Origin of the sequence: Zobellia uliginosa (assembly GCF_018860745.1) — a bacterium.
Lineage (GTDB): Bacteria > Bacteroidota > Bacteroidia > Flavobacteriales > Flavobacteriaceae > Zobellia > Zobellia uliginosa_B.
This window is the reverse complement of sequence record NZ_JAHKPY010000012.1, coordinates 115,468-141,304: the sequence shown is the minus strand read 5'-3', so window position 1 is coordinate 141,304 and position 25,837 is coordinate 115,468. Positions and strand designations below refer to the sequence as shown.

Annotated in this window: 29 protein-coding genes; 8 read left to right on the top strand and 21 right to left on the bottom strand. The window is 37.8% G+C overall.

Annotated elements, in window-relative coordinates:
* Positions 1 to 113: 113 nt before the first annotated feature.
* Entirely contained in the window at positions 114 to 245 is a 132-nt protein-coding gene (locus tag KO521_RS20545) for a hypothetical protein (protein WP_289846420.1), read from the top strand.
* Between the two features lie 348 nt (positions 246 to 593).
* Here KO521_RS20545 and KO521_RS11970 read toward each other — a convergent pair whose 3' ends face one another.
* The 18 genes from KO521_RS11970 to KO521_RS11885 all read right to left on the bottom strand — a co-directional run bounded on the left by KO521_RS11970 (position 594) and on the right by KO521_RS11885 (position 13,261).
* A complete protein-coding gene (locus KO521_RS11970; protein ID WP_215940150.1) occupies positions 594 to 1,673 on the bottom strand; it encodes a polysaccharide lyase family 7 protein in 1,080 nt (359 codons plus the stop codon).
* A gap of 189 nt (positions 1,674 to 1,862) precedes the next feature.
* Complete coding sequence (locus KO521_RS11965) at positions 1,863 to 2,246, bottom strand: hypothetical protein (protein ID WP_215940149.1); 384 nt, start codon at positions 2,244 to 2,246, stop codon at positions 1,863 to 1,865.
* A 17-nt stretch (positions 2,247 to 2,263) separates the two neighbouring features.
* Positions 2,264 to 2,608 (bottom strand): hypothetical protein, encoded by a 345-nt coding sequence (locus tag KO521_RS11960; protein WP_215940148.1) that lies wholly within the window; start codon positions 2,606 to 2,608, stop codon positions 2,264 to 2,266.
* 52 nt (positions 2,609 to 2,660) lie between these two features.
* On the bottom strand, positions 2,661 to 3,164 hold the full coding sequence (locus tag KO521_RS11955) for a GbsR/MarR family transcriptional regulator (protein WP_215940147.1): 504 nt from the start codon (positions 3,162 to 3,164) through the stop codon (positions 2,661 to 2,663).
* A 214-nt stretch (positions 3,165 to 3,378) separates the two neighbouring features.
* Positions 3,379 to 4,017, bottom strand: a complete 639-nt coding sequence (locus KO521_RS11950) for an energy transducer TonB (protein ID WP_215940146.1) — start codon at positions 4,015 to 4,017, stop codon at positions 3,379 to 3,381.
* 234 nt (positions 4,018 to 4,251) lie between these two features.
* Positions 4,252 to 4,617 (bottom strand): hypothetical protein, encoded by a 366-nt coding sequence (locus tag KO521_RS11945; protein ID WP_215940145.1) that lies wholly within the window; start codon positions 4,615 to 4,617, stop codon positions 4,252 to 4,254.
* Between the two features lie 52 nt (positions 4,618 to 4,669).
* Complete coding sequence (locus KO521_RS11940) at positions 4,670 to 5,341, bottom strand: hypothetical protein (RefSeq protein ID WP_215940144.1); 672 nt, start codon at positions 5,339 to 5,341, stop codon at positions 4,670 to 4,672.
* Between the two features lie 207 nt (positions 5,342 to 5,548).
* Entirely contained in the window at positions 5,549 to 6,115 is a 567-nt protein-coding gene (locus KO521_RS11935) for a DUF6702 family protein (RefSeq protein ID WP_215940143.1), read from the bottom strand.
* The gene (locus tag KO521_RS11930; protein ID WP_215940142.1) at positions 6,116 to 7,084 is read right to left on the bottom strand and encodes a YHYH protein; all 969 of its coding nucleotides are present in this window, start codon (positions 7,082 to 7,084) and stop codon (positions 6,116 to 6,118) included.
* Positions 7,085 to 7,267: 183 nt separating this feature from the next.
* Positions 7,268 to 7,921: an SdpI family protein gene (locus KO521_RS11925; RefSeq protein WP_215940141.1), complete on the bottom strand. Its 654-nt coding sequence runs from the start codon at positions 7,919 to 7,921 to the stop codon at positions 7,268 to 7,270.
* Between the two features lie 3 nt (positions 7,922 to 7,924).
* Complete coding sequence (locus tag KO521_RS11920; RefSeq protein ID WP_194552378.1) at positions 7,925 to 8,179, bottom strand: autorepressor SdpR family transcription factor; 255 nt, start codon at positions 8,177 to 8,179, stop codon at positions 7,925 to 7,927.
* 263 nt (positions 8,180 to 8,442) lie between these two features.
* A complete protein-coding gene (locus KO521_RS11915; RefSeq protein WP_215940140.1) occupies positions 8,443 to 8,907 on the bottom strand; it encodes a hypothetical protein in 465 nt (154 codons plus the stop codon).
* Positions 8,908 to 8,962: 55 nt separating this feature from the next.
* Positions 8,963 to 9,442 carry a hypothetical protein gene (locus tag KO521_RS11910; RefSeq protein ID WP_215940139.1) on the bottom strand — a complete coding sequence of 160 codons (480 nt, stop codon included), beginning with the start codon at positions 9,440 to 9,442 and terminating at the stop codon, positions 8,963 to 8,965.
* An 88-nt stretch (positions 9,443 to 9,530) separates the two neighbouring features.
* On the bottom strand, positions 9,531 to 10,148 hold the full coding sequence (locus KO521_RS11905; protein ID WP_215940138.1) for a hypothetical protein: 618 nt from the start codon (positions 10,146 to 10,148) through the stop codon (positions 9,531 to 9,533).
* 79 nt (positions 10,149 to 10,227) lie between these two features.
* On the bottom strand, positions 10,228 to 11,160 hold the full coding sequence (locus KO521_RS11900) for an HTH domain-containing protein (RefSeq protein WP_215940137.1): 933 nt from the start codon (positions 11,158 to 11,160) through the stop codon (positions 10,228 to 10,230).
* Between the two features lie 58 nt (positions 11,161 to 11,218).
* Positions 11,219 to 11,710 (bottom strand): hypothetical protein, encoded by a 492-nt coding sequence (locus tag KO521_RS11895; RefSeq protein WP_215940136.1) that lies wholly within the window; start codon positions 11,708 to 11,710, stop codon positions 11,219 to 11,221.
* A 155-nt stretch (positions 11,711 to 11,865) separates the two neighbouring features.
* Complete coding sequence (locus tag KO521_RS11890) at positions 11,866 to 12,684, bottom strand: hypothetical protein (protein WP_215940135.1); 819 nt, start codon at positions 12,682 to 12,684, stop codon at positions 11,866 to 11,868.
* Between the two features lie 4 nt (positions 12,685 to 12,688).
* On the bottom strand, positions 12,689 to 13,261 hold the full coding sequence (locus KO521_RS11885; protein WP_215940134.1) for a hypothetical protein: 573 nt from the start codon (positions 13,259 to 13,261) through the stop codon (positions 12,689 to 12,691).
* Positions 13,262 to 13,720: 459 nt separating this feature from the next.
* Between KO521_RS11885 and KO521_RS11880 the strand changes: the two genes are divergently transcribed.
* The 4 genes from KO521_RS11880 to KO521_RS11865 are packed head-to-tail and all read left to right on the top strand — an operon-like array spanning position 13,721 to position 18,829.
* Positions 13,721 to 14,407, top strand: coding sequence for a TetR/AcrR family transcriptional regulator (locus tag KO521_RS11880; protein WP_194532384.1), 687 nt, complete (start codon positions 13,721 to 13,723; stop codon positions 14,405 to 14,407).
* Positions 14,400 to 16,064 carry a peptidase domain-containing ABC transporter gene (locus tag KO521_RS11875; RefSeq protein ID WP_215940133.1) on the top strand — a complete coding sequence of 555 codons (1,665 nt, stop codon included), beginning with the start codon at positions 14,400 to 14,402 and terminating at the stop codon, positions 16,062 to 16,064. The genes KO521_RS11880 and KO521_RS11875 overlap by 8 nt, the downstream gene beginning before the upstream one ends.
* A 6-nt stretch (positions 16,065 to 16,070) precedes the next feature.
* A complete protein-coding gene (locus KO521_RS11870) occupies positions 16,071 to 17,426 on the top strand; it encodes an HlyD family secretion protein (protein ID WP_215940132.1) in 1,356 nt (451 codons plus the stop codon).
* Positions 17,423 to 18,829 carry a TolC family protein gene (locus KO521_RS11865; protein WP_354668203.1) on the top strand — a complete coding sequence of 469 codons (1,407 nt, stop codon included), beginning with the start codon at positions 17,423 to 17,425 and terminating at the stop codon, positions 18,827 to 18,829. Before KO521_RS11870 ends, KO521_RS11865 begins: the two co-directional genes overlap by 4 nt.
* A gap of 266 nt (positions 18,830 to 19,095) precedes the next feature.
* Here the strand turns inward: KO521_RS11865 and KO521_RS11860 are convergent, their stop codons facing one another.
* From KO521_RS11860 to KO521_RS11850, 3 genes are all read right to left on the bottom strand, one after another.
* Complete coding sequence (locus KO521_RS11860) at positions 19,096 to 19,671, bottom strand: NAD(P)H-dependent oxidoreductase (protein ID WP_215940131.1); 576 nt, start codon at positions 19,669 to 19,671, stop codon at positions 19,096 to 19,098.
* Between the two features lie 73 nt (positions 19,672 to 19,744).
* A complete protein-coding gene (locus KO521_RS11855; RefSeq protein WP_215940130.1) occupies positions 19,745 to 20,557 on the bottom strand; it encodes a helix-turn-helix domain-containing protein in 813 nt (270 codons plus the stop codon).
* Between the two features lie 24 nt (positions 20,558 to 20,581).
* Positions 20,582 to 20,767, bottom strand: a complete 186-nt coding sequence (locus tag KO521_RS11850; protein WP_194532377.1) for a hypothetical protein — start codon at positions 20,765 to 20,767, stop codon at positions 20,582 to 20,584.
* Positions 20,768 to 21,246: 479 nt separating this feature from the next.
* Here KO521_RS11850 and KO521_RS11845 point away from each other — a divergent pair, with 479 nt between their 5' ends.
* From KO521_RS11845 to KO521_RS11835, 3 genes are read left to right on the top strand one after another with little or no spacing between them, the layout of a single operon-like run.
* Entirely contained in the window at positions 21,247 to 22,002 is a 756-nt protein-coding gene (locus KO521_RS11845; protein ID WP_215940129.1) for a trypsin-like serine peptidase, read from the top strand.
* 41 nt (positions 22,003 to 22,043) lie between these two features.
* Positions 22,044 to 23,060 carry a peptidoglycan-binding domain-containing protein gene (locus KO521_RS11840; RefSeq protein ID WP_215940128.1) on the top strand — a complete coding sequence of 339 codons (1,017 nt, stop codon included), beginning with the start codon at positions 22,044 to 22,046 and terminating at the stop codon, positions 23,058 to 23,060.
* Positions 23,061 to 23,088: 28 nt separating this feature from the next.
* A complete protein-coding gene (locus KO521_RS11835; RefSeq protein ID WP_215940127.1) occupies positions 23,089 to 25,833 on the top strand; it encodes a S8 family serine peptidase in 2,745 nt (914 codons plus the stop codon).
* The last annotated feature ends 4 nt before the right edge of the window (positions 25,834 to 25,837 follow it).

The following is a 25,837-nucleotide window of genomic DNA, read 5'->3' as shown; positions in this document are numbered from 1 at the left end:
TAATTATAGACCATATTAATAAGAAGAAGTTCTCAACTTGAGATAGTATCCGTTTATCGATTTTCTTCTGGTTCACAGTCTAATAGAAAGAACTTTGTGGAAAATTATGAAAAATGAAAGCGCTGTACACTAAACTTTTACGTCAGGTAGATAATATAGATGTTTTAGCAGGTATCGTTTGTTTGGTCATCTCTTTGACCATTTTCTTCGTTACCCATGTTTTAAATCGGGAGATACCACTTTAGGCTGTTTTTAATGATAGTATTCTCCCAAGTAAATTAATTAACACCTATCCTCCAAATATGGGTTGCAAATGTCTTTAATGTACATCAATACAAACCGCATTTGTTCTTTGCATCCAATTAGTCTTAGAATGGTTTTAGAATCAATTTAAGAACAACATCATTTTTATGCGTTGTCTATGGCGTATTCCATTTAAAGCAATTTCAGTACAAAATCAATAGGGCCTTGTTGAAGGACAGGTGTCTGTTTTTACTTGTGTTCATACCAAAGTAAAATCTCTGTTATGAGTAAACTTGCCATAAGCAAGCATAGCCAAAAGTCTTTCTTTGGTGTTCCCGGGTAAGTTTGGATTATTCCTCCTCAGGAGCCGTTCCTGCACCTACCGTAGCCTTTCTAAACCATACTTCTGCGTAGCATCCGTTGGCGTATTGTTTGGCAATATCGCCATCGTAGGTTTCAGAACCCGTATACCAAACAATATTGTCGTCCGGATTTTTTCCGTTGGTCTGGTTGTAGGCCCCTTGTTTAAAATAATTGATTTCACCTGCATAGGCTTCGGCACGTTCCGTACCATCACGACCTATGGAAGCGTATAAAGTTCGTATTTGTTCAGGAATGTCCGAAGACTTTACAAAATCCGATTTTAAAAGATTTTTGGTGAACTTTACCGTCTCATGGCCATCACTTTCAAAAGTAACGTACATGATGCCCTTATACACGTTTATTTCATAGCTGAACTCTTCGCCCAATGCAATACCGTCTTTTGGCTCTTCAGGATATTCGGTGGCACTTGGCCCAACAACGGACATATCATGGCCCCAAACCGCGGTAGAAAAATCCCAACGTTTGGAATTGTCACCAGCCGTATTGATTTCATAGTTCCAGAAAACGGACCCTTTGGTGTGCCCGGGAAACTTTTTGTAAAAGATTTTAATAGGCTCGTTCTCATGGCCTTCATCACTGTGAATTTGCCCTACAACTACCGAGTATGAAGCTGCAACCCTTGCATCGCCCGAAGTGGAGACATGTTGCACTTTTAGAGTACCTGTTAGTTTACCGCCCGTTTCAGGTATCCAATGCTCCTTTTGACCTAGTTCCGTTCTGGTGTTGCTAGAAGTTCTAGAAGTAACCCCAGAGTTAGGGGTTTTGTATACCACCCAATTGGTAGTACCATCATTTTCTACATAAAAGAAATCTTTTTTCTCAAAACCGACCAAGTCATCGGATTTGGTACCATCGCCCAAAAGAATTTTCCATTCGTCCATAAAGGGGATAACATCGCTTGGGTACGTTGTGGCTTTCGTAGTTACTTCTTTGGTTTCTTCCGTCTGTTCCTTCTTTTTAGAGGTGTCAAAACAACTATGAAGCGTTAGGGAAAGGGTTACCGCAAAGAGCGATCTTAGTACTGTTTTTTGTGTTTGTGTGCGCATTTTTCAGAATTTTTGTTGAGTTTTTTACCCATAAAACAGATTTTACTTGTTTTTACAGTCATGGGTAATTGCTGTAAATAGACACTAAAATTTTGAATTGGCAAAAAATAGGATTCATCTTTTATATTTAGAAATGAGGTTTAACAAAACAAGTTGGTTTTGAGGTGAAATGATATTCACTGCATAAGGTTATTGATTATTAAGTATAGCTTGTCTTCTGTTCTGGGCAGATTTCTTTTTGCCTTTAAGAAATAAAAACAGATTTATAAATAATGTAATCCCTAGATAGATTGCAAAGCCTCCAATTTTAGAACTTAGTTTTTCTATGAGTACTTGGTAGCTATCTTCTGTTATATGTAATTCCAAAATTAGAAGAGCGTACCCAATATTCAATAAATAAAATCCGGTTTCAAATAGTTTGTTCGTAGCAAGGGCAATTTCCTCTCTACCGTTAAAGATATCCAGCATATATATTTTTCCGTTTTTGAACAAGGTCTTAGAAACAAAAAGGGTTAGAAATAGTACTACTGGTAAATAGATGGCATAACCGATTAAAATTTTTGTCGTGATCATAATTTTCAATTTTAAGTTTATAAAAATTTGTGGATGAATTTTTTAATGAGATATATGTTTGAGTAATGCATTACAGCTATAATTAGAATGATAACTGACATTTTTCTGGTAATAATAGCAATGAGCATGGGGATAGAATCAATCGTATCCCAATGGATAATGGTAATGGCGCAGTACCCAATATTTAATAAGTAATAGCCAATAAGCAGCATTCTATTTATTTGAATAGAAAATGCAACTTCCTTCTTCAGTAAATTTCTAATGAACACATTGCCATTGGTATAACATACATTTCCAACATGATAGATGATAATGGAGGAAAGGATAAAGTAAATTAGATACCCTATTATGTTTAAATTCATCGTTGTAATTTTTGAAGTTTCAGAAATAATTGAAACTATATATTAAATTTTTTTATTTAATGAGTCGTACCACTAATTTACTGAGCCAGTTTTCATTGTATTGTGTAACCTTATCCAATACATTGTCGGCTTTTAATACAAAGTCATATAGGTTTTTAGTTTGTTCCGTAAATTGTTTTTCAGCTTTGGATGAATTGGTTTTAATAGAAGAAACTTCTTTTAAAATGCGGAGTGCCGGTTTTATTTCTCTTTTGCTGCGTTCTCTGGCAATAGTAACCGCCAGTTTGTCCAAGTCTTTTTCAGCTGAGAAAAATTCCTTTCGTTCTCCTGCTTTTGATTCTTTAAAAACAATACCCCAGTCTATAAGCGCTCTAATATTCATTGAGGCGTTTCCACGCGAAATTTGAAGCTCCTCCATTATTTCTTCAATAGATAATACTTCTGTAGAAATCATCAATAGCGCATGAATCTGAGCCATGGTTTTATTAATGCCCCATTGCGAACCTAATGCACCCCATGTTTGAATATATTTTCTTCTAGCTTCTTCAAATTCCATGGTCAAATATATAAATATTTTTAAACTTTCAGAAATAATTGAAAGTTTATTTTTTTAATTTCACCCACTCACTAAAATCTTATGTTTATTTTATAAATGCAAAAAGCAACATTTCGTTTGAGCGAAATGTTACTTTTCTTAGATTTTGTATTGGGTTGGGTGAGGGGTAAAATTTAAAAGTGGATTTTGTTTTAGAATGACTAAATGCTAATTTTTATTGCAGTCTAAATGTAATAGGAATTGTTTTATAGACTATTACATTTTGTCCGTCTATTTTATAAGGTTCTAATTGTTTTAAAGAATTCATAATTGCAAAACATTCCGTATCTAATGCAATGTCGGCCCTTTCTGTAATGCTTAGATTATCGACTTTTCCATTCTCGTCTATCGTGAATTGAACAGTAACCCTTCCTTCAGTTCCGTTTTCTACAGCTATCTCAGGATATCTGAAATGTTCTGCTATATGTTGCTGAATTTTTTCGTTATTGGGGTCAAATAGAGTGGTTGTTCCCAATTCATAATATCTAATTGCGTTTTCAGGAATAAATTCACCATATTTTAAAGTGAAATTGTAGTCTCTAGTCGATTCAATATTCCCTTTTTTATCATACTGTGTCCATAGCCCATAGGGTTGGTTCCCCAAGTAGGATTTAAACCAAATTTTCTGACCTTTTTTAGTTTTTGAGAAAATATGATCTGTAACGCTATCATTAATTTTTTTTATTTCCAGCATATATGGTCCTTTTTCAACTTCTGTTCTACCATATTTATCTTTGTAATAAGTTATTTCAGAATCTGCTTGGCCATAAACTAAGCTTGAAAATAATAGAAGGCATATAAGAATTCTTGTCATGCTAAGGTTTTAAATATGAGTTATGTATTTTAATTATTGAAATATATTATTTTCTGCAGATGAAACTAAGCTATTTATTTTTAAGAGATATAGAGAATTTTTCAAATCCCATCTATATTTTCATTTTCAATCCAACCATTTTTGTTCTGGTTTCTAGGCTTCAAGAATAGCAAGGTCAATTAGATGTATCCAAATAGTACTTAGGGGTTGGGTTAACCGAGGATGGGATTTTATTCAACTGCGGTTCATTTGAGATTTTCCGGTCATGGCTGTTATAAGTCCTCCTGCAATAGGGCCATATGCTATAATTCCAATTCCTTTTAAGTTTACTAAGCCTGTTAGAGTTCCAATAGTTAAAACCAATCCTAAAAGGGCTACAATCAAACCTCCATAAAATAAATTTTTGCCAGTTGCATTTATCGCTTTCATTTCTATATTTCTTTGCACTTTTTTGTCAACCTGCCTTATGACTACAGTAATTTCTTCTTGTTCTATGCCTAGGTTTTCAAGTTTTTGTCTTAACTCTGAAAATTCTAGTTTTCCAGAAGTTATTTCATTGAAATATTTTTTGATGGTTGATGCTCGGTTATAATTTTCCATAATTAAGAAAATGGGTATATAATTGGTTGAATAATTAAAGAATAAGTCTATCCTAAAAATCCGCCTCATACCCATGTCCGTTCTTCCCGTAGAAAGTGAGCCATTTGGCAGCGGAATATACAATATGAAGTTTAGATTCTATTTGGTTTTCATCCGTGTCGGGAGCGGTACGTTGGTCTTTTAAGTGCTCTAGGTTATTCTCTTTTGCAATGGTATTGGCAGCGCTCATTAACCGATTTCCATAATCTAATGTTTCTTCTGCTTGTTTTGTACTCCAAGCCTCACTTACCAAATCTTCTCCGATCAGGTCAACGCAATCTTTTAAAAACTGCCCTCTAAAGACATTCTCGTCCTGGCCTATAGCTCTATAACAAGGAACGCCATCTTGCTCTTTGGCAAGCGGAATAACATAATACCCGTGGTGCTCTTTTAGAAAATCTTCCAAAGGTGGTTTTTGCTCCATTTCTTCATACCGTTGTTTTATCCAAACTTCAGCTTCTTGGTCTTTTCCAACCATGGGCGCTTTTATGGTTTCGTAGGTCGATATTTGGTTATCAAACCATTCTTGTATTAATTCCTCTTTGGTGGCTTGTTTAACGCCTCTCATTTTTTCCCATAAAGTAGGTTTAGGAATGGAATCGGAACTTACCATTTCAAAAATTTCCTTAAACCTTTTTTCAAATCCTTTTTGGGGCTTGCCCATAGGTCTCATATCTAATCCCATACAATAGTTTATAAATTAGTAAAAGCTGATTTTGATTAGAATAGAACGAAGAAAAAGAGCACATATTTTTTAAGGGGATAAAGAGAGTTTTTTCAAGAAACCAGGTCCCTAGATTCTTAGGTTCTACGGATAGTAGAAGCGGGTAGAAGCAAACCCGTTTACCCCAAAAAGCACCCCAGCATTACACAACCAAAACAATCGGTAATTTTAGTTGGAAACCGATTTTTTGCCGAATTTTTTATAAAAAAAATAAAACACGGGAATCAATAAAAGTAATAGATACGGAGTATTGTTTTCCTTTTTTAATTGAAAAGTACCCTTCTCGTTTCCGGTTTGGAATGTTTCATTGTTCTTACCTAGAGCAAGAGTGTTGTAGTTTACCTGATTGCCGTTAAGGTTACATAAAGTAGTATTCGTTACTTCAGAAAGACTTGTTCCCTTAAAAGTGATGTTATAGGTATTTTGATGGGCGTGTTGGTTATTATCCAGTTCTTCAAAACCTAGCAATTGCAGTACCACGCCATTTTCATCTTTTAGGATAAGATTTTCCCTTAAGTATTCTAAAAAGGTAGTTTCAAAATCACGGTTATCCACCGCCTCTTTTAAGGAAGGTTTGTAAGCAAGAAGCGCATTTCTCAACGTCCATGGGAATTCGGCCGCTACTTCAATGGTATTTTCCGTTTGGGTGAATTTAAAAAAAGCCTCATTGGGATCATGTGCCAAAGAAGCAGAAAAAGACAAACTCCATAGCAGCAGGAGAATACTATATTTCATTTAACGTCCTATTTTAAAATCGTCCGAAGGCGTGCCTCTAAAATACCTAGGTATACTGGGGAAGGCATCCGTAATAACATAATAGTACGTGCCATTAGGATATTCTGGCGTAACCCCATTTCTTCCATTGGCCCTATCTAAAATGCCCGCGGTTTCAACATATTCATAATCGTTGGAATAAATACCATTATAGACATCGCAAGGAGCCGTAACACCATCTCCGGGTCTGTCTCCGGTTTTTAATTCGTAGCTAGGTGTCATGGCAATAACGGCAGACGAAGCATCGGTAGGATCCTCATAGGCATATTTATAATAAATGGGAAAACCGTCTCCGGCATAGCCGATCATGGTCATGTCAGTATCGGGAATACTTAAGTTTTCCAGAAAAAGAATAGGCGAACCGTGATAATGGTATTTTCCCGTAGGTTGTACATGTGCATTATTACAATCCAACCCAAGGTTTACGTTCAATGCCTCTAAGTTCCATTCCCAATTTACATTAGCGCTCAAAGCACCTTCATGCGGAAAGGGCTCTGCAGCAACAGGATCTAACTCCACGCCGTTTAATAGCACACCAAAAGAATATTGCGGTCCTGTATTTTGATTTAAAAGCGATGTAAAATCATTCGCTTCACTGGGGTTTAATGGTAACTCGTAAGTTTCGGATTGTTCGGAAATAGCATTGGGGTTCAAAGAACCGGAACCCCCACCAAAAAGTCCCACCAGATGCTCCGGTATGGAATTGGAAGCTATGGTGCGGGTAGTTTCTGAAGTAGATTCCTCAAATTCAGAAGCGTAGGGCAAGGTTACATCACAGGGACCTCTACTGCTATTCAGAACTTGGTCTGTAGTACAGGCTTCTTCCGTAGGGTCTATAACCGCGGTCTCGTCAGCAGTGTTGTTGTCGTCACTACAACTGTGTAATGCTAGCAATAGCGAAAGGAATGCGGTAGGTCTTATAAAGTTCATTTCTTGTAGATTTTATGTTAAGTAAGACAAAAGGGTGGGGCAATGGTTTAAAATATAGGTGCACCAACGCGAAATTTCTTGAAACTATAAGGATTCTTAAATGCCTTTACTATAATAGAACGTCTGGCAGGAATTTAAATTTTATTGATGTTTTAGAGGATGGTAAAATGATAGCGTAAGCGATTACACGACTTTTTTGATATCCCTAAAATACAAGTAAGAATAAATAACCGGAATAAGTGCTAGGATCAGAAATGAAGCTATTACGATTTTCATACTATAAACACTGGGGATTAGCATACTACAAACTGCAATTACCAGGCCGCCTACAAACCAGATTTGCCCTCCTAAACGATGTGTTTTTTTCCAAACTTCCGGACTTTCCAGTGTCCATGGGGTTCGGATGCCAATAAAATAATTGGGTTTAATGGTCTGGGAATAATTTCCAAAAACCATAAACAGGATTCCAAGTAGAGGAATGATGAATTCCGGACTTAGCTCCGGACTATTTTTAGCATTGTACAGTATAAAAATAGCGAGCATAGAAAGTAATGCTACTATGAAAAGTTTCAAGTTGCCGTATTTGGCACCTATTTGCTTTATCTGCCCTTTGGGGTCTATAAAGGGTAGGATAAGAAAAATGACATACGTTATAATTGGCATGGACAAGGTGGTTATGGCCAACTCCAATTTACTGCCAAATCTGTTTACCTCACCATGTAAATTCCAATGAACGGGTACTTCTTGTGGCAGGCCGTTCCAAATGTAGGCCATATAGATGGCCGGTAATAACAGCATAATAATATTCGGAAGTTCTTTTTTTAATGATAGTTTCATCTTTTATTTTTTTAAGGTTAATATCCAGGTCAATACCTCTTCCAGAATGGTGGTGTTCAAGGTATATTCTACAAACTGTCCTTTCTTCTCGCTCGTAATTAAATCCGCTCTTTTAAGAATATCTAGATGATGCGAAATGCTGGGTTTGGAAATATTGAATTCTTCCGCGATTGCCCCGGCATTCATATCCTTGTCTTTCAACAGTTCTATAATGCGCCTTCTGGTTTCATCATTGAGCGCTTTAAATATTTCGTTCATCAGTTATTTATATATTTAGACAAATATCTAAATATTATTTTAATTGGCAATGGGTTTAGTTGTATAATCTTAAAATTTAGTCAGTTAAGAATAAAGCAGACTTATTTTGTTTAAAGAATAGGGAGTTGTTTTTAGATTCCCAAAAGCCGACTGTGATTAGAATAGAATGTATAAAAAGAAAGTATATTTTTAAGTGAACAAAGAGAATTTTTTCAAGAAATATTGTTTCTAGACTCCTGATTTTTTGCTGTCCTCCGCATAACTTACTTCAAACCTAATTGGTTGTTGGGTACTCTTACAATTTGGTATTCCGTCCATAGCTCTGGGTTGGAAACGGTATTTTTCTCAAGCTCCGTTTTGCTCATTTTCTTTTCAGGTTCATTGTTAGAAAAAATGAGTACAGTTTCATTTTCGGGAGTGTAGAGCCAATACAGTAGGGTTGCTGAGGAAGTACTTGTACCGGTTGCGCACCATCCATTACCACTATAGCTTTCTCCAGTTTTACATGCATTATGGGCCAAAAGTGATATGCTCATCCAATTTTCACTCAAAATGGGTTCAGAATCAATTCTTTTGGAGTAATACAAACGTTCTGGCGGGTCTTCGCGGTCATTCCATTCAAATAGCCAAGTGCCGTACAAATCAAATTCTGAGATAGGAGCATCTTGCGCATTGGCGAACCAACAAGCAAAAAGAAAAAGTAAAGAAAGAAGTAGGGCTTTTTTCATGATAATGAGACTCTCAAAAACTACGCCGTTATCAAGTGCTTCATTTATAACATGTTTATTTAGGAGCCTCCCCATCCATTTCAATTATTTCTCTATTAGAATACGTAAAACTCATGTACCCGTTAGATTTAACATCAATGGGGTCAAAGCCTAATTCAAAATTTAGACTTGTATCTAAGTTGGCGGGATGAATAGCCCCAAGAAATAAAAAGTTTCTCCAATTTTTAAATGCTTCCCGTTCTGATGGAGTTTGGTTTTTGGCTTCATGGGCCAATTTCTCATCAACTTTTAGATAGAGCGAGTCTAAGTTGTGCAAGATGTATTTTATCTCAGTGAGTTGCGCAGGGTTGGGTTCTCTGTTGTTTCCTTGCATGACTACCGAAGATTTTTCAAGAGCATTGGGTATCAAATAGCCGGCATACCATGTATATGATTTGGTATGGTTCTCACCTTTAATTCGTTCACTTTTTATAATACCTAAAACAGGGTCGTTTATGGTTTTCTTTTTGCCGAAAAGGAAATCTAGTAGGTTCATGTACAGTTTATAATAAAATTCAACGGGTTTGTGCAAAGAGAGTTGAGTGATACCTTCCTCCGTTTAAGTAAAAAAAACAGCAATTGTTTTAGGTGATATTGTTGTTAGTATTTTTTTTAGATACTATTTCATTTATTCTCGGTTGTATGAACCAAATCCCGATTGGAAAGAACCAAATCGTAAAAAATTCTCCTATAAAATCACTAAAAGTAACCGTTCGTTTCAATTCAATCGTTTTGATTGTTTTCGCTGTAAAATATAGCAGATAGAATATAGAGAACATTGAAAATAGATGCAATGGAAAAATAACAAACAGCAATTTTCCAAGTATACCGCTGACGTCATTATTTCCAGATGATACTCCGTAAAAAACAGCTACTATAACCATTAATAGGAAAAGAATATATGCTAGAGGAATGAAGAATAATATTTTGAACTTTTTGATTTTCATATGAATGTCAGTTGGAATATATTTTTGCAATCCAATTCCAATAGACCAAAACCAACCAAAAAAAAGCCCAGCATACAGGAACATTATAATTGGAAATATCAGTATCATATTCAACATTCCTGCTTGGCCAGGAGTGCCGTTGGAGTCAATGTTCGCAAACACTGATATCATAGTAATTATTTGAAGCAAAATTGGAACTCCAAACATAAGAATGAATAGTTGCCAATGTTTTGCATTTAAAAACCTGTTTATCATGTAATTCCTTATTTTTTCTATCCTGAAATTCAAAAATATGTACTAAAATTTTGAGTTAGTATAAACTATATATCGGTAATTAATTTTTTATTAGTTTATCTAGTTGTTCTTCGTCTAAAATCTTATCGTATTTTTCTTTACGTATTTCGTTACTTTTCAAATCAATTCTAACTCGTTTTACAAACTGCATGAAATCTTTATTCATTACGGTTAGTTTGTTCATTGTTTCCCAATCTAAGTTTTCACGGTTAGTAGCTGAGTATAGTATTTTACTAGAATTGGGATCCTCAACATCTATTTTGATTACACCAACACCAAAAGAACTAGATAGACGGCTTAGTTCCGATAGGAAATCTTCGTTTTGAGATATTTCAGCAGCCACAATATAACTTTCATTAGCCCAAGACGAATTTGATACGGTCTGAAAGAATTTCTCTCTTAATGTAGAAAGGTTTAACTCTTTTTTCAACTCAAAAGAAATAAATTTGACAGAGGTATTGCCAACAGCAGAACTTAATTCTAAGACTTCGTTGTGCCACTCATCAATTGGAAAGACGCAGCCAACCATATCAGGGTGGACCCATTCTCCGAAGCTTTTCTTTTCAGATTTTGAGTGATTTATTGTTTTACAATAACAATTTAAATTGTAGAATCCGAAGTGAGTTAAGAAGTGGTGCAAGTCTTTTTCTAAATAACTAATTACGGGATTGGGTAAGGAAATGTCCGTTTCTTCTTCGGTTTTTCCTTCTTCGTATTCTTTGAAATCTATATTATATTTTTTGTTTTTTAAATAGAATCTTTTAGGTCGCTTCCCAACAGTTTTAAATGGAGAGTCGGGATTATCTCGCGCAATTACATATAATCTGGACCCTAGTGTAGCCCATGGAGTTTTTCCGGAACTATTTAATTGATCGTCTAGACCTTGGTTAACAGCAAGTTTCCAAATTTCATTGGCAGTTAATGGTTTGTCATTTTGTTCTAAAATATTCTCGGCTAATCCGTGGTACGTCATTAGAATTATTATTTTAAAAGTATTAATGTAAGCATAGTGTACAAAAGAGAATTTAGTTTCAATCCAACCACTTCTGTTTTGGTTCTGTGGCGTCAAGGATATTAAGGTCCATGGCTAGTTTAAAATGTTGCGCCACTATAAAAGCATCTTCTCTGTCAAAGGTTCTATAAAACGTTTTGTGCTGGTTTCTATCGTGAAATAAGTTGACTAAATATACCTCGTCGGAAAAAGAGGTAGACGCACCTAGAGAGTTTACACGCTGCTTTTGTTTTCCTTTAAAAACAGAAATATATTCATACTTAGGGTTGGCTACCCATTTACCAAAATGAATACCAAAAATAGACCATATATTTCTGAACTTGTTCGTGTCAAAATTTATCTGTGACCCTTCTGAAGCTGCTAAATAAATGCTAAAAGAAAGCATGAAAAAACCAAACAAATAATTGAAAAATATAATGACTACAAAGGCGAATAAAAATACAATTCCTCCAAAAAGCCTAGTTAAAAGCGAAACAGGTTTTAAATAGGTAATCGTGCTTTTAATTTTCATTTTTGATATGTAGCGCAATACACTTTTAGCTAGTTTCAAAATTAGATTTACTGAGCTAAGAAGATATAAGAAAAGTTTTTTAAATTGTGTATGTCAATTCATTGTAAAGAGACCTAACTCTGTTTGTTGTTATTACCATTTTTGGCCTATATACTTTATTTTATTATTTCTAAAATCTTTTCTTTTTCAGACCATTTTATTGGTTCCTGTGTAACCTTTTCATTCAGTAAATCCATCATACTTCTTAACTTCTCAGGATGATAACCTTCTGCTTGGTCATTTATGATAGATACTTTTTCTCGAATAAAACTTCTGTATTTTGATTTTTCTGAAATCTCAAAATTCACAATAGTTTTTCTTAGATCATTTGCGAAGTAATATGCGCTACTTCCAGTTACATAAGTCACTAAATATATATCAGAGTTTTTAGTGATTATTGCATTAAATCTTATGTTTTGTAAATCGTCTAGAGGTTTTTGAAGTTTTACATTGTCATTATAATTGACTTTCAAAAAAGTATTAGCGTCTTTTCGAAATGTTTCTTTCTCTTTTTCTTCCTTCTCGTCTTTATATCTAATACCTAAAGAATTTACAGCTCCAACAACAAAGTTTGCTAAATCATAAACATTTGCAGGAATATCTCTTGGATTTGAACAAGATTTGAAATAATGTAATGTACCTGCTTTGTCAGAAATTGTAGAAATTCCAAAACTCTGTTGATAAAAAGTAAAAATCCGTTCAAATATATCATCAGATTCATTGCTAATGATAACATCATAATAGTTTAAGTCAGTCCATCCAGCATCAGAAATCACATATTTACCTTTAATTTCTTTTATAAAAACAGATACAAACTTATTATTCAAAGTAGAAAATGGCGTGATTATTTCTAAGCTCTCTCCTCTCAACTTGTAAGTTGTGAGAGAGCAGAAATCATCTTTAATTGTTTTAAATATGTCTAACAATTTATCCATTCCGCTAATCTAAAAAATCAATTCCATTTAATGGGTCAGTCTCAGGTTCAATTTCAAATAACTCTGGCTCATCAACTTTTATTTCTGGGTATTCTGCTTTTCCATTTGTTTCAATATTCGTTTCATGGAAAAAATGACTAATTCCAAAATCCAAATTTTCTACAATGGCTTTAGCATCTTCTTCGCTTTTTAAAGCATCACTTTTATAAGCAAATTCTTGTCCTTTATCATCGTAAGTATTAAAATGAGGTGTTGTAATTTTTTGTTCCGATAGTGGTAATTCTGTTTTGTTTCTATGTGCAGGTCCATCAGAATCAAATCGAAAATATGGTTTTTCCGTGAAATTTGGACAATGTAATTTAATTCCATATTTATATAACGATAGTTTTTTTTCAACTATCAAAGTGATATTTTCATCAATTATTAAATGGTCAATTTTAGCTGACTGTTTTAACCAATCTAGGTTGTTTTTTTTAGGTTGTAAAATAATTAGATCAGTAGCGAGATTTTTCGGACCATATGTCAACTTTTGTAGAAGCTCATAATTGTCTTTAACCTCGTTGTTTACTTTACTCATGTTATATTTATTTTTCGGTCCCAATCCAGAATATGAGAATTCTAGTTTTATTAAAACTCTCTCTTTGATTATCTATCTCTGTAATCAAATGAGGGGTAGACTTCTATACTATAGCTCAATTTCACTTTCAAAATCCAGAGCATTTTTCGTACAGAACTTTAAATATCAATATTTAAGTTGAGATACGGCAAGTGTCCGTTTTACAATTGCTTCTTTCTGTCAGTTATTCGACAAAACGTACGAATTTATAGACGTATGACGCTGTTGATGAATCCATAAAAAAACAACCTCTTTTTTATCATCCTCTTAAATAACAGTGCTACAACCATAAATAATAGTAATTGAGTTAAAAATAAAAGTTAAACTATTAATATATGATAGTATTACTATTATATTTGCAAGTGTGTTTGCTCAACAAAGCATAATGAAGTAGTATCTCAACTTAATAAGCTCAGCACTATGGATAAATTATTACAGTCGGTTAAAATCGGCATCAACGAAAAAATATATATCAAAGACCCCGAGTCTACTACTTTGGGAAGGCGCATTGTAGAAGAAAGTATTCTCATGATCAATGCTATGGGTTTTGAAAGTTTCAATTTTAAAAAATTGGGGGCTAAGATAAAGAGTAATGAAAGTTCTGTATACCGCTATTTTGAGAACAAGCACAAATTACTACTGTACTTAACATCTTGGTACTGGGGTTGGGTAGAGTACAAATTGGTATTCGCCACCCACAACATACAAGACCCGGAGGAAAAGCTAAAAAAAGCATTGGCGCTCGTAACCAGTGCTACAAAATACGATTCTGATTTCTCTCATATTAATGAGGTACTTTTAAGCAAGATCGTTATTAACGAGTATTCTAAATCCTACCTTACCAAAGAAGTAGATACAGAAAACAAAGAGGGTTATTTTGTAATCTATAAAAGACTGGTAACCCGTTTGAGCGAGATGATCAAAAACGTAGACGGCAACTATACGTACCCCAACAGTTTGGCCAGCACGGTGCTGGAAGGCTCCTTGCACCAACATTTTTTAAAGGACCATTTTGAGTCCTTGACCGATTGCCATGAAAATGGCGACCCAACCGACTACTTTACACAACTGGTATTTAATTCTTTAAATAAAAACCCGAATGGCTAAAAAAATACTGACCTCTTGGCAGCGCCTTATGGGCTTGCTAAAACTGGATAAACGAGATGTACTGCAAACTTTTTATTACGCCATTTTTGCGGGTTTGGTGAATCTTTCGCTTCCGTTGGGTATTCAGACTATTATCAACCTTATACAAGGTGCGGAAATTAGCTCTTCATGGATACTTCTTGTGGTCTTAGTGACCGGTGGTGTTGCTTTTGGGGGTATTTTGCAAATCATGCAGATCCGTATTGTAGAGAACATGCAGCAGAAAATATTTACGCGCGCCTCTTTTGAGTTTACCTATCGGTTTCCAAAAATTAAAATGAGCGAGCTGCGCAACTACTATCCGCCGGAGCTGGCCAACCGTTTTTTTGATACCATTACGGTTCAAAAGGGACTTTCCAAGCTTTTGCTAGACGTACCGGCAGCCCTATTGCAGATTCTTTTTGGCTTATTACTGCTTTCGTTCTACCATCCGTTTTTTATCATTTATGGTATTCTGCTGCTGTTATTGGTCTACTTGGTGTTCCGTTTTACGGTGCAGAAAGGTATGGATACCAGTTTGGAGGAATCCAAATTAAAGTACAAAGTAGCGCACTGGATTCAGGAAGTGGCACGTTCGCAGGTAAGTTTTAAACTATCCGGACGTACCAGTCTTGCCGTAGATAAAAACGATAACCTAGTTTCCGAATACCTAAAATCTCGCGAAAGCCACTTTAGGGTATTGCTGATGCAATTTATTCAGATGATCGGGTTTAAGGTTTTGGTAACGGCCGGTTTGCTTGCCATTGGGGGCTTGTTGGTGCTGAACCAAGAAATGAACATTGGGCAGTTTGTAGCTGCAGAGATTATTATTCTTTTGGTGATTACCTCCGTAGAAAAATTGATACGTGGTTTTGAAACCTTTTATGACCTGTTGACCTCTCTTGAAAAAATAGGACAGGTCGTAGACCTTAAACTGGAGAACCAAGGAGGTGAGCAACCACTGAAGGATGATGACGAGTTAACGGTAGAGCTGGATAAAATTTCTTTTGGTACGGCTACGAAGAAAAACATTCTACATGATATTTCTTTTAAAATAGAACCGGGAAGCAGACAACTGGTCATAGGGGAGAACGGTTCCGGTAAATCTACTTTGTTACGATTGATCGCGGGTATTTTTGAACCCACCGAGGGTAATATTTATGCGAATGATTTTTCGCTGAAGGGAATTAAACCCAACCACTACAGGTCGTTTTTAGGGCAGTGCATTCCAGAGGAAAGTCCGTTTGAAGGTACTATTTTGGAGAACATTACTTTAGGGGATAAACGCGTCCCGCATGTAGACCTGCATTGGGTACTGGAGAATATTGGGTTGCTACAGTTCATAAAGGAACAGCCCAACGGCCTCAATTCTATGATTTATCCGGAAGGGCAGTATATACCCTATACCATTGCACGAAAAATAGTCTTGGCGCGTAGTATCGTGCACATGCCAAAACTACTCTTATTGGACGATCCCTTGGACCAGTTTGATGAGGTGGAAGCGGAACGCATCATGAAGTTTTTGACCAATAAGTCAAACCCGTGGGCGCTGGTAGTCGTAAGCCAAGACCTAAGATGGGTAAAGGCATGCCAAAAAATAATTACGTTGAACCAGGGGCAACTTGTTTCCATAACCTAAGAAACCATGCTGAATATATCTAACAATCCGATCAACAAAACGGTACATCTTACAGGTTATAAATCTACCGAAAAGGTGTTTCACCAAAGGCACTACAAGCACTTTAACCGGTTCTTGTTGGGGTCCGCGCTTTTTGGCTTTATTCTTTTGTTCCTACCGTGGACGCAGAGTGTGCGGGGTACGGGTAGCCTAACGACGCTAAGTCCGGAGCACAGGCCACAGAGCATACAGTCGCCCATTCCGGGACGCATAGAAAAATGGTACGTACAAGAAGGGGATTTCGTAAAAGAAGGCGATACCATTTTACACATTTCCGAAGTAAAGAACGAGTATTTTGACCCACGTTTGGTGGAACGGACAGGGCAGCAGATAGCGGCAAAGAATATGTCCGTTGAGTCGTACCAAGGCAAGGTAGCCGCACTTAACAATCAGATTTCCGCTTTGGGCAATGAGCGAAGTCTAAAGTTGGAGCAATCCAGAAACAAACTGATGCAATCCAAATTAAAGGTAAAGAGCGATAGCATAGACTTGGAGGCCGCACGTACCAATCTTGAGATTGCCCAGCGGCAATACGATCGTATAGCGCAATTGCAGCAAGAAGGCCTAAAGGCCATGACCGATGTGGAGGCAAAAAGATTGAAGCTACAGGAAACACAGGCCAAACTTATTTCTCAGGAAAATAAACTGTTGGCCGCTAAAAACGATGTGCTCAATGCCACCATGGAAATTAACCGCGTGGCCGTAGCATACACGGATAAGATTTCCAAGGCGCAGAGCGATATGTACACCGCACAATCCAATCAGTTTGATTCGGAAGCACAGGTAAGCAAATTAGAGAACCAATACGCCAATTATGAGGTGCGTACCGGTATGTACTATATAAAGGCGCCCCAGAGCGGTTTTATCAATAAAGCGGTGCAAGGTGGCATAGGTCAGAACTTTAAAGAAGGTGATCGCTTGGTAGGTATTATGCCGTCCGAGTTTGAAAAGGCCGTGGAAACTTTTGTGGCCCCAATAGACCTGCCATTGGTACACGTAGGCGAAAAAGTACGGATACAGTTTGATGGTTGGCCCGCTATTGTTTTTAGCGGTTGGCCCAATGCTTCCTACGGAACGTTTGCAGGGAAAATCGTAGCGGTGGAAACCTTTATAGATGTCAGCGGAAAATACCGTGTATTGGTCGCTCCGGACGATGACCCGGAAGCAGAACCCTGGCCAGAGGATATTCGCGTTGGTTCCGGTGCCAATACCATATCCCTTTTAGACGATGTACCGATTTGGTTTGAGCTATGGCGACAGATAAACGGATTCCCACCTAACTATTACCAGCCAAAAGAAACGACCGCTAAAAAGGAAAAATGATGAAGAAATTACTGTTTTATCTCTTTGTTGTATGCTGTTTTGGTGCGCAAGCCCAACAGCCCGAAGAGGTGGTTTTGAGTTTTAACGAATATCTGGGGTATGTAAAAAAGTACCATCCCATAGCCAAACAGGCCGAGCTGAATATTGGTATGGGGCAGGCCACTCTTATGAGTTCACGCGGTGGTTTTGATCCTAAAATTGAGGTAGATTATGACCGAAAGGAATTTAAGGGAACGGAGTATTATGACCGCCTGAACGCCACTTTTAAAATACCCACTTGGTACGGCGTTGAACTAAAGGGTAATTTTGAGCAAAACGAAGGTGATTTTCTAAATCCGGATCAGACCGTACCCACAGACGGATTGTACAGTGCAGGCGTATCTGTTTCGGTAGGGCAGGGGCTGTGGATAAATGAGCGTATGGCTACTTTAAAGCAAGCCAAGATTTTTAAGGAGCGTTCATTGGTGGAGCGTGATCTACAGGTAAACGAGGTTCTTTTTGAGGCTTCTTTGGCCTATTTTGATTGGTTGCATGCCTACCGGGATACCCAAGTGTATGCTGATTTTTTGACCAATGCCGAAGTCCGTTTTGAAGGGGTGAAAAAGAGCGCTCAAGTAGGAGAAGTCGCTGCCATTGATACGGTAGAGGCTAAAATAGCCATGCAAGATCGTGAGCTGAATTTGGAGCAGGCAAAAGTCCGTTTTCTAAAAAGTGCGTTGGAGCTTTCCAATTTTCTTTGGATGGGCGATAATATGCCCGTGGAGCTACAGGAAAATGTTGTTCCGGAACTAAATCTTGCCGGTGAAATAGATACCACTTTAGAAATTATGGGCATGCCTTTGGATAGTTTTTCCATAGAGAACCACCCAAAGTTAAAATCCTTAGGGTATAAGATCGATGAGCTTATCGTAGAAAAGCGTTTAAAAGCCAATAAACTTTTGCCGAAAATAGAATTGCAATATAATTTCTTGACCGAGAAACCAAAGTACATTTCCAGTCTTACCACCGAGGCCTACAAAGGTGGCGTGGCCTTTAGCGTACCTCTTTTTCTCCGTAAAGAACGAGGCGATTTAAAACTGGCAAAACTGAAATTACAGAACGCCGAGTTTGAGCTGGACAATGCAGAGATTCGCATCAAAAACAAAATCGTAGGCCTGTACCGGGAACTGGAATCCTTTGAAAAACAAAATGTCTTAATAGACGATGTGGTTTTTAATTACAACACCATGGTAGCCGCCGAAGAACGGAAGTTCGGTTTTGGGGAGAGTTCTTTGTTTTTAGTGAACTCCAGAGAAAGCAAACTCATAGATGCCGAGCTCAAAAGGAACGCCGTACAGAACAAGTTTTTCTCCGCAAAAGCGAAGTTGTTCAATTCTATTGGGGTGAATCCCCCGGGGCTGTAGCGGAATTTAAAGGCTATACTGTAATAAAAGCGTTGAATAGGGAGGAAACTTATGCCATGTCTAATGATTGGCATACCAGAGTTTACACCTTATTTACTTCACTTCTCCAATTTTGATACGGTGGCACCGGAAAAAGTATTGGGGTAAGTAGTACTCATGTAAATAGTAGTCTCATGTTGATATATTATGGATTTTGGTCTCCCGTGTTAGCTTGTAAAAGTTAAACCGAAGTATAGCTATAATAAAGTTGAACCCCTTTATTAAGGCTATATTTTATATGAAGTTATGAGTATCTCCGTCCATTCTTGAACGCGCTGGGGCGATGGCCTATCCGCTTGGTCAAAAAAGAAATGTTTTGCTATGTCAAATCCGCAATACGCAAAAATACCATTGTCCGATGTTAGGGAAAGGGCTTTGTCCATGCCAATGCTTTCATATTCGGCCTGTGATTTGCCATGGGTATTGATGATGGTTGCTCGCTTTCCTTTTAGAAGTCCTTTTTGAACCCCGGCATCATAGCGGTAAGCAAAACCATAACTAAAAACACGGTCTATATATCCTTTCATTATGGCAGGCATTCCGGTCCACCAAATCGGGTAGATAAAAGTGATGTGCTCCGCCCAGGAAATGTATTCTTGTTCTTTTTTGACGTCTTTTGAAACCTTTCCTTTGCGCTGCCCAGACATATCCTTTAAAGACAGAATAGGGTTGAAGTTGAGGTTATACAAATCCCTGATGACAACTTCGTGATTTTGCTGTTCTAGGGTTTGTGCGACGGTTTGTTTTAAATGGAAGTTTAGACTGCCTGCATTAGGATGGGCGTAGATAATAAGATGCTTCATTTTATAAATATTTTAGATTGATGAAGCAAATGTAGCCCTGTCCTTTGGGCTGTAATTGTAAGAAAACGAAATGCTATTCCGTTTGACAAATATCCTGTTGAAATTTGAGGTATTGGTTAGGGGTGTGGCCTGTAAAGTGTTTGAAGTCGTGTATTAGTTGGCTCTGATCGTAATAACCGCAAGCCTCAATAATAGCGAACCAATTTACTTTTGAGGACTGTTTTTGTAACAGTTCTATTGCTTTTATGAATTTCTCGTACCGGCTCTTTTCCTTGGCGGTATACCCAAAGTATTTTTTGTGATTTAACTGAACGGTTCTTTCGCTCTGTTGGGTTTCCTGAGCTATAATTTTAATAGGGTTAAAGACTGTATAGTCGTTGGTGTAATCAGCTAATTTTTGAAAAGCTGTTTCGCTCTCTTTCAAGTAGGGTTTGCAAAAATCTAGAATGAGGTTTACACGCTCTTCTGGGGTTACGTTTTTAATGAGTTGCCAGAGGTTAGTAAAGCAATTTTCGGTTAAAAGCGAATCTGGATTTGTGGGTAGGTAATCGGATAAAATCACCTTCCCAAAAAACCTATAAAAGGCATCGTCTTTAAAATTGGCGACCAACATATCCGAACCAGCAGGTAAGGTATAATCAAAAGCCTGTTTTATGGGGCCAAGAACAAGGCATTTTTCAATAGTAATTTCAGATTCATGTTCCGTCACAAATGAAATAGGCGCACCAAAACTAAAAACCATAATAATTTGAAAGCTGGGAACAAGCGTTTTGGTAATGGGTTTTTCTGAACGGTTTTCAGCTCTATAGAAATGCGTAAAAATATCCTGAAAATTTTCAGGGACTTCTATTCTTTTACTTGTGTGTTTATTTGGTTCAGTTCCCATGTCTTTTGGATAATAGGGATGCTTTTAAGCCTCTAAGTTTTTAGTGCTAACAGCGTTTAAGTGAGCATTGAGAACAGAGGTAAACGAAACTTCATTCGCACTTTGAGGCACATTACTTGCCCGGGTGTCTTTTTGCTGCTGTGCAAAGGAACCAATAGTCAATAGTAAGAAAACAAGAAGCAGTATTTTGGAATGAATTGCTTGTTTCATATTCAATTTTTAAAAGTGAGTTTCACCTATACAAGTAAGCGTAATTGTATTTCTAAAGTACTGTTTTTTCTTTTACTCTAGTAAAAGGAGATTTGCAACCTGATTTAGAATGTAGATTTTGGGGGTACAAATTTAGCTAGGGGTCGTCTTTATGCGCAGAAAACCTTGAATAGTTTAAGTGGAATTTGTCATTTGTACGTAAATTCATACCATGTATACATTTTCAAACTCCATATAAACAGTTGATTGTTAGATTTATATAAGTAATGTGGCTTGATAGAAGTGAGGTAGTCATTTGTATCTCATTATTTAAAATCAAAATCATTATCACATAGCTGTTTTAATAAGATGTATCCATTTATTCCGAATTGCTAATTCGGATTTTCCGAGAATTCCCCCCTGTTATCAATATAGAATGTTTTTGATGCTCCAATCTGTGAGCATAACATACTGAACTTTTACCAATACAATTTATAAACATGGGAGATGTAATCACAACAGAAATAGAAAAAGAGCTTGTTTTTCATAAACTGGTTGAAGAAAACCAGGGAATAAACGAGAAAGAGATAACCAGCGAATCATGGATTGAGCGGAATGAAGATTTAACCAACGAAACGGTTTGTGGAATTGATCAGCGCCAAAAAGTATTAGCAACTCAGCAAATGCCGTATATGGCTATTTGTAAGCTGTACATGAAAGCCAGTAATGGCTTGAATTATGTGGGTTCTGGATGGCTGGTGGCCGGAAACATTTTATATACGGCCGGACATTGCGTCTACAACAAATCTTCTGGAGGTTGGAAAACTTCCATCATTGCCATTCCCGGTAAAAGTGGACTCGCAGAACCGTATGGTAGGTATGAGGCTGTGGAACTTATGGCCACTAGAGGTTGGATAGATAATGCCTCTACAAGATATGATATGGGTGCTATTAAACTCAGTAAAGAGGTGAGTCATTGTAGTTTTATTACACCTGCCATGGAAGACCCGAACATAGCTGAAATTTGCGGGTATCCTGCGGACCGTGATAATGGATTGTTTCAATATAAAATGTCCGATAATCTGGTAAAGGAAAATGGTAGGTTCTTTTATCAGGCAGATACGTTTGGCGGGCAAAGTGGAAGCCCGCTGTTGAGAAATAGATGTATTGGTGTGGGCATTCACAATTACGGTGGTTGCCCCAATAAGTCTTCGGACCTGTATCAAGAATTTATAGATGGGGTTGCCAATTGGTAGGGTCATTCAGGAAATACGCTTCTAACTCTAAAATTCAAAAAATGAAAACATTGCGTAAAGGCAGTTTTAATTCCTCCGTTTCATTCTTAAAAAAACTATTGGGGCGGTCTGGATATCCACTGGAAATTTCTTCCGATTTTGATGCACTTACACATGATAAAGTGGTACAGTTTCAACGTGCCAATTTTCTAGGTGTAGATGGTATTGTAGGCAAAAACACATGGGAGAAATTAATGCTTACCGGCTATAATTTTGGCTGGGGTACCACAGATTATATTCTTGAAGATGATGAGTGGATGCACCAATACACAGAGAAAGATACCATCTACTTGCATCATACTGCAGGACTGCACAGACCTGATTATACTATTGGCTGGTGGGAAAACGATAATAAACCGGGGACTTTAAACAGGGTAGGCACCTCTTTTGTTATTGGAAGAAGGTCCTTGGATGGTGATGATATGTTTGATGGGGTGACCTACAGGGCTTTTAATGAAATGTTCTGGGCACACCACTTGGGAACGAGATTGAACAACAATAAACTGCTCAACAAAAAATCAATAGGGATTGAGATTTGTTCTTTAGGTCCGCTTCAAAAAAGCAATGACGGTCAGTTTTACTTTCAGAGTAATTCCAAGAAAATAGTTGTGCCGGAATCTGAGGTTTGTCAATTGAACACGCCGTGGAGAGGACATCAATATTTTCAGAAATATACCGAAAAGCAAATCGCAGAATGTGAGCGGTTGCTACTCACGCTAGCTAAGGTTTTTGATGTACCCATTAGAGATTTTAAATATAGCAGTTCTTGGTTTGCTATAAGTGAAGAAGCACAAACGGGCGCACCTGGTGTGTGGACGCATTGCCATGTAAGAACGGATAAAACGGACTGTTTTCCGCAACCGGAGTTCATAGAGATGTTAAACGGACTTTTTACCAAATACCAAGATTTTGTATTGGATTATGCAGAACTGGAAGCTATAACAATGGGGGCACCCAATGAATTGAACAAAGCAGATTTGGACCATTATGCTGTGGATTTAGAGTTGATTGAAAATTAAAAAATAACCATTTGTAACGCTGTACATCATGGATGATAAATTAAGGGAGTTGGCCGAAGAGTCCTATGCTAATTATTCCAGTGTCTTAAATGACATTGATAGAATAAAAACAGATATAACCCATGTTCGCCAAGGAAAGGTGGAACTATCTGAAATACAAACCGATACCGAGCGCTTGTACAACCGAATTTCCCGTGAGGGAACAGCGGAACTTCAAGCATTGGAGCGCATTAATGGAGAGGCCAATTTTCAGGATATCCGTATCATTCAGCGTATCGTAGAATTGTCTAGGGCCGTGGGTAGAATTACTACCAATTCCAGATTGGGTAACACAGGGCACGGCACCGGTTTTTTGATAGCCCCGAACCTTATCCTTACCAACAATCATGTGTTGGGCACGGCGGAAACGGCAAGCAATTCTACCATTCAATTTAACTACGAATTGGACCAGCAAGGAAACCCCAATAAATCGGAAAGTTTCAATTTGCTACCAGAGGAATTCTTTATGACTTCGCATTACAAAAAAGATACTGGTGACCCGTATAGCGGTCTGGATTTTACCATTGTCGCGGTGGAGAAAGTTTCCAATGAAGGAACACCGATCAGTAATTTTCCTGTCGCCCGATTAGATAAAAAACTGGGTAAAATTATAGATGGGGAGAACTGTGCCATTGTGCAACACCCAAAAGGGGATTACAAGAAAATTGTAATGAAAGACATTCGCATGTTGGTGCTTAAAGATGACTTTCTAATCTATGAATCGGATACGCTTCCCGGTTCATCGGGAAGTATGGTTCTCGGTTTGGGTACGGGTGAAGTAGTAGCGCTACACCACAGTGCCGTACCCAGAAAAAACAGACACGGACAATGGCTGAGAAAAGACGGGTCCGTAGTACAACCCGGAGACCCGGATAATATGATAGACTGGATGGGGAACGAAGGTATTCGTGTGAGTAGTATCCTGAATATGATAGCAAAAATGCCTGTTAGCAAAGCAATGGAAAAATACAAGTCGTCTTTGGTCAGTGTTTTAGATACAAATGTGAGTTCAACTCCTGTTCATACCGAAAATAGAACTACACCATCAACACAGTATGCTATGAACCATTCCGAAAGTACAACCGATCAGACCCTATATTTTGAGATACAACTATCCGGAGTCAAAGAAATGCAAAACGACTGGAAGCAAAACGCAGCCAGTTTGGTTCCCGGTCTGGTGCTTAGCGAGCCTTTGTACCCGATGTCTACAGAACAGGCCCACAGGCTTTTTTATTACATACATGTGCAATCCGATAAAACCCCATGGGAAGTGGCGGCAGAACTGGAAGGGTTGCCACAAATAGATACCTGTACGCCCGATCTGGAAATGTCTACGGATATCAAACCCGGGCATTATGGGCGCTGGTCAGGTAATGAAAGTTTAGAATCTCTAGATGACGGCACGGCAGATTGGGACAAGAGTGAAGGTGATTTTAAAATCCGATGGGCGAATGCCAGTTTGGTAAAGGATTTTATCCCAAAAGGGCAGAGTGGCGAATATAGAAAGTGGAATCTAAATGCGACAAACGCGAACAATCTGAAGGACGTTAAAGCATATGACAGTTTAAAAGCAAATGCCGATAAAATACGACTGATACAATTAGATACGGGCTATACGGACCATTCCAAGGTTTTGGGAGGCTACAACTTACTGCAGGATGAAGATTTTATAGATGGGGAAGATGCTAGGGATGAAATGAGCATGGGCATTTTAAAACAACCCGGTCACGGCACCCGTACCGCAAGTATAATTATGGGGAACAGGGCTAACGGCAGAATTGAAAATGACGGGAATCAAGGGGTTGCCGTTGCGGAAGAAGAATCATTGGTAAAGGTAATTCCGTATCGGATTTCAAAATCCGTGATTTTAATCGGTAGAGGGCGCAATTTGTTCAATGCCGTTTCTCAGGCAATCAACGCCAATGCAGATGTTGTTTTTATGTGCATGGGCAGTTATCCGAGGCCTATGATTTATAGTATTGCCAAAACGGCCTATGAACGAGGGGTTATTTGGGTATGTGCGGCAGGTAATATGGTAGAATCCGTAATTGCTCCGGCAGTGTATCCGGGTACTATTGCCGTTGCTGCATCTAACCCAAATAACGAACCTTGGCGGTATACATCGTACGGCCCAGCGGTAGATATAACGGCACCCGGCGAAGATGTGTATGTGCCGTTCAAGAACAAAAAGCAAGAAGACATAATGGTATTTGGTTCGGGTACGAGCTATGCAACGCCACATGTGGCTTCTGCTGCGGCTTTATGGAAAGCTAAAAACTTTAAAAACCTGAACAAATTCATAGAGAAACCGTGGCAAATTGTTGAGTTGTTTCGGAAGCATTTAAAAGAATCTGCCCAGGATGTGGTGGATAATAGAGAATGGGACCAAAAGCGTTTTGGGGCGGGGATTTTAGATGTAACGGCTTTATTGGCAAAAGAAGTAACCGCAGAAGAAATTAAAGGGCTGAAGAATGCTTATGCAGGTAAGGAGAGTCGCAAAGAATGGGACTTAGGCGTTCGTGAAACCGTGCATTTTTTATGGAACACCGCACGTAGAAAACTAACGCCCGGTTTTGAAAGCGAACAAGTTGGAGAAGCCTTAACAGAACGAGCACGGATAAGTGTGGCCGCAATGACGGGAAGACCGGTAAACAAGGTGTTTGAAAGTTATGGTCAGTTTGATGAAGACCAAACGGAAAGATTACTAAAAGTATATTTTGAAAGTTTCAATTAAAAGC

Bases quoted from the DNA above. Each gene is read 5' to 3' on its own strand.
- KO521_RS11945 (WP_215940145.1), bottom strand. From the start codon at position 4,617: ATGGAAAATTATAACCGAGCATCAACCATCAAAAAATATTTCAATGAA.
- KO521_RS11875 (WP_215940133.1), top strand. From the start codon at position 14,400: ATGGCTAAAAAAATACTGACCTCTTGGCAGCGCCTTATGGGCTTGCTA.
- KO521_RS11890 (WP_215940135.1), bottom strand. From the start codon at position 12,684: ATGGATAAATTGTTAGACATATTTAAAACAATTAAAGATGATTTCTGC.
- KO521_RS11850 (WP_194532377.1), bottom strand. From the start codon at position 20,767: ATGAAACAAGCAATTCATTCCAAAATACTGCTTCTTGTTTTCTTACTA.
- KO521_RS11895 (WP_215940136.1), bottom strand. From the start codon at position 11,710: ATGAAAATTAAAAGCACGATTACCTATTTAAAACCTGTTTCGCTTTTA.
- KO521_RS11925 (WP_215940141.1), bottom strand. From the start codon at position 7,921: ATGAAACTATCATTAAAAAAAGAACTTCCGAATATTATTATGCTGTTA.
- KO521_RS20545 (WP_289846420.1), top strand. From the start codon at position 114: ATGAAAGCGCTGTACACTAAACTTTTACGTCAGGTAGATAATATAGAT.
- KO521_RS11900 (WP_215940137.1), bottom strand. From the start codon at position 11,160: ATGACGTACCACGGATTAGCCGAGAATATTTTAGAACAAAATGACAAA.
- KO521_RS11960 (WP_215940148.1), bottom strand. From the start codon at position 2,608: ATGAATTTAAACATAATAGGGTATCTAATTTACTTTATCCTTTCCTCC.
- KO521_RS11840 (WP_215940128.1), top strand. From the start codon at position 22,044: ATGAAAACATTGCGTAAAGGCAGTTTTAATTCCTCCGTTTCATTCTTA.
- KO521_RS11870 (WP_215940132.1), top strand. From the start codon at position 16,071: ATGCTGAATATATCTAACAATCCGATCAACAAAACGGTACATCTTACA.
- KO521_RS11950 (WP_215940146.1), bottom strand. From the start codon at position 4,017: ATGACAAGAATTCTTATATGCCTTCTATTATTTTCAAGCTTAGTTTAT.
- KO521_RS11915 (WP_215940140.1), bottom strand. From the start codon at position 8,907: ATGAAAAAAGCCCTACTTCTTTCTTTACTTTTTCTTTTTGCTTGTTGG.
- KO521_RS11865 (WP_354668203.1), top strand. From the start codon at position 17,423: ATGATGAAGAAATTACTGTTTTATCTCTTTGTTGTATGCTGTTTTGGT.
- KO521_RS11970 (WP_215940150.1), bottom strand. From the start codon at position 1,673: ATGCGCACACAAACACAAAAAACAGTACTAAGATCGCTCTTTGCGGTA.
- KO521_RS11855 (WP_215940130.1), bottom strand. From the start codon at position 20,557: ATGGGAACTGAACCAAATAAACACACAAGTAAAAGAATAGAAGTCCCT.
- KO521_RS11880 (WP_194532384.1), top strand. From the start codon at position 13,721: ATGGATAAATTATTACAGTCGGTTAAAATCGGCATCAACGAAAAAATA.
- KO521_RS11905 (WP_215940138.1), bottom strand. From the start codon at position 10,148: ATGATAAACAGGTTTTTAAATGCAAAACATTGGCAACTATTCATTCTT.
- KO521_RS11885 (WP_215940134.1), bottom strand. From the start codon at position 13,261: ATGAGTAAAGTAAACAACGAGGTTAAAGACAATTATGAGCTTCTACAA.
- KO521_RS11930 (WP_215940142.1), bottom strand. From the start codon at position 7,084: ATGAACTTTATAAGACCTACCGCATTCCTTTCGCTATTGCTAGCATTA.
- KO521_RS11920 (WP_194552378.1), bottom strand. From the start codon at position 8,179: ATGAACGAAATATTTAAAGCGCTCAATGATGAAACCAGAAGGCGCATT.
- KO521_RS11965 (WP_215940149.1), bottom strand. From the start codon at position 2,246: ATGATCACGACAAAAATTTTAATCGGTTATGCCATCTATTTACCAGTA.
- KO521_RS11845 (WP_215940129.1), top strand. From the start codon at position 21,247: ATGGGAGATGTAATCACAACAGAAATAGAAAAAGAGCTTGTTTTTCAT.
- KO521_RS11935 (WP_215940143.1), bottom strand. From the start codon at position 6,115: ATGAAATATAGTATTCTCCTGCTGCTATGGAGTTTGTCTTTTTCTGCT.
- KO521_RS11940 (WP_215940144.1), bottom strand. From the start codon at position 5,341: ATGGGATTAGATATGAGACCTATGGGCAAGCCCCAAAAAGGATTTGAA.
- KO521_RS11860 (WP_215940131.1), bottom strand. From the start codon at position 19,671: ATGAAGCATCTTATTATCTACGCCCATCCTAATGCAGGCAGTCTAAAC.
- KO521_RS11910 (WP_215940139.1), bottom strand. From the start codon at position 9,442: ATGAACCTACTAGATTTCCTTTTCGGCAAAAAGAAAACCATAAACGAC.
- KO521_RS11955 (WP_215940147.1), bottom strand. From the start codon at position 3,164: ATGGAATTTGAAGAAGCTAGAAGAAAATATATTCAAACATGGGGTGCA.
- KO521_RS11835 (WP_215940127.1), top strand. From the start codon at position 23,089: ATGGATGATAAATTAAGGGAGTTGGCCGAAGAGTCCTATGCTAATTAT.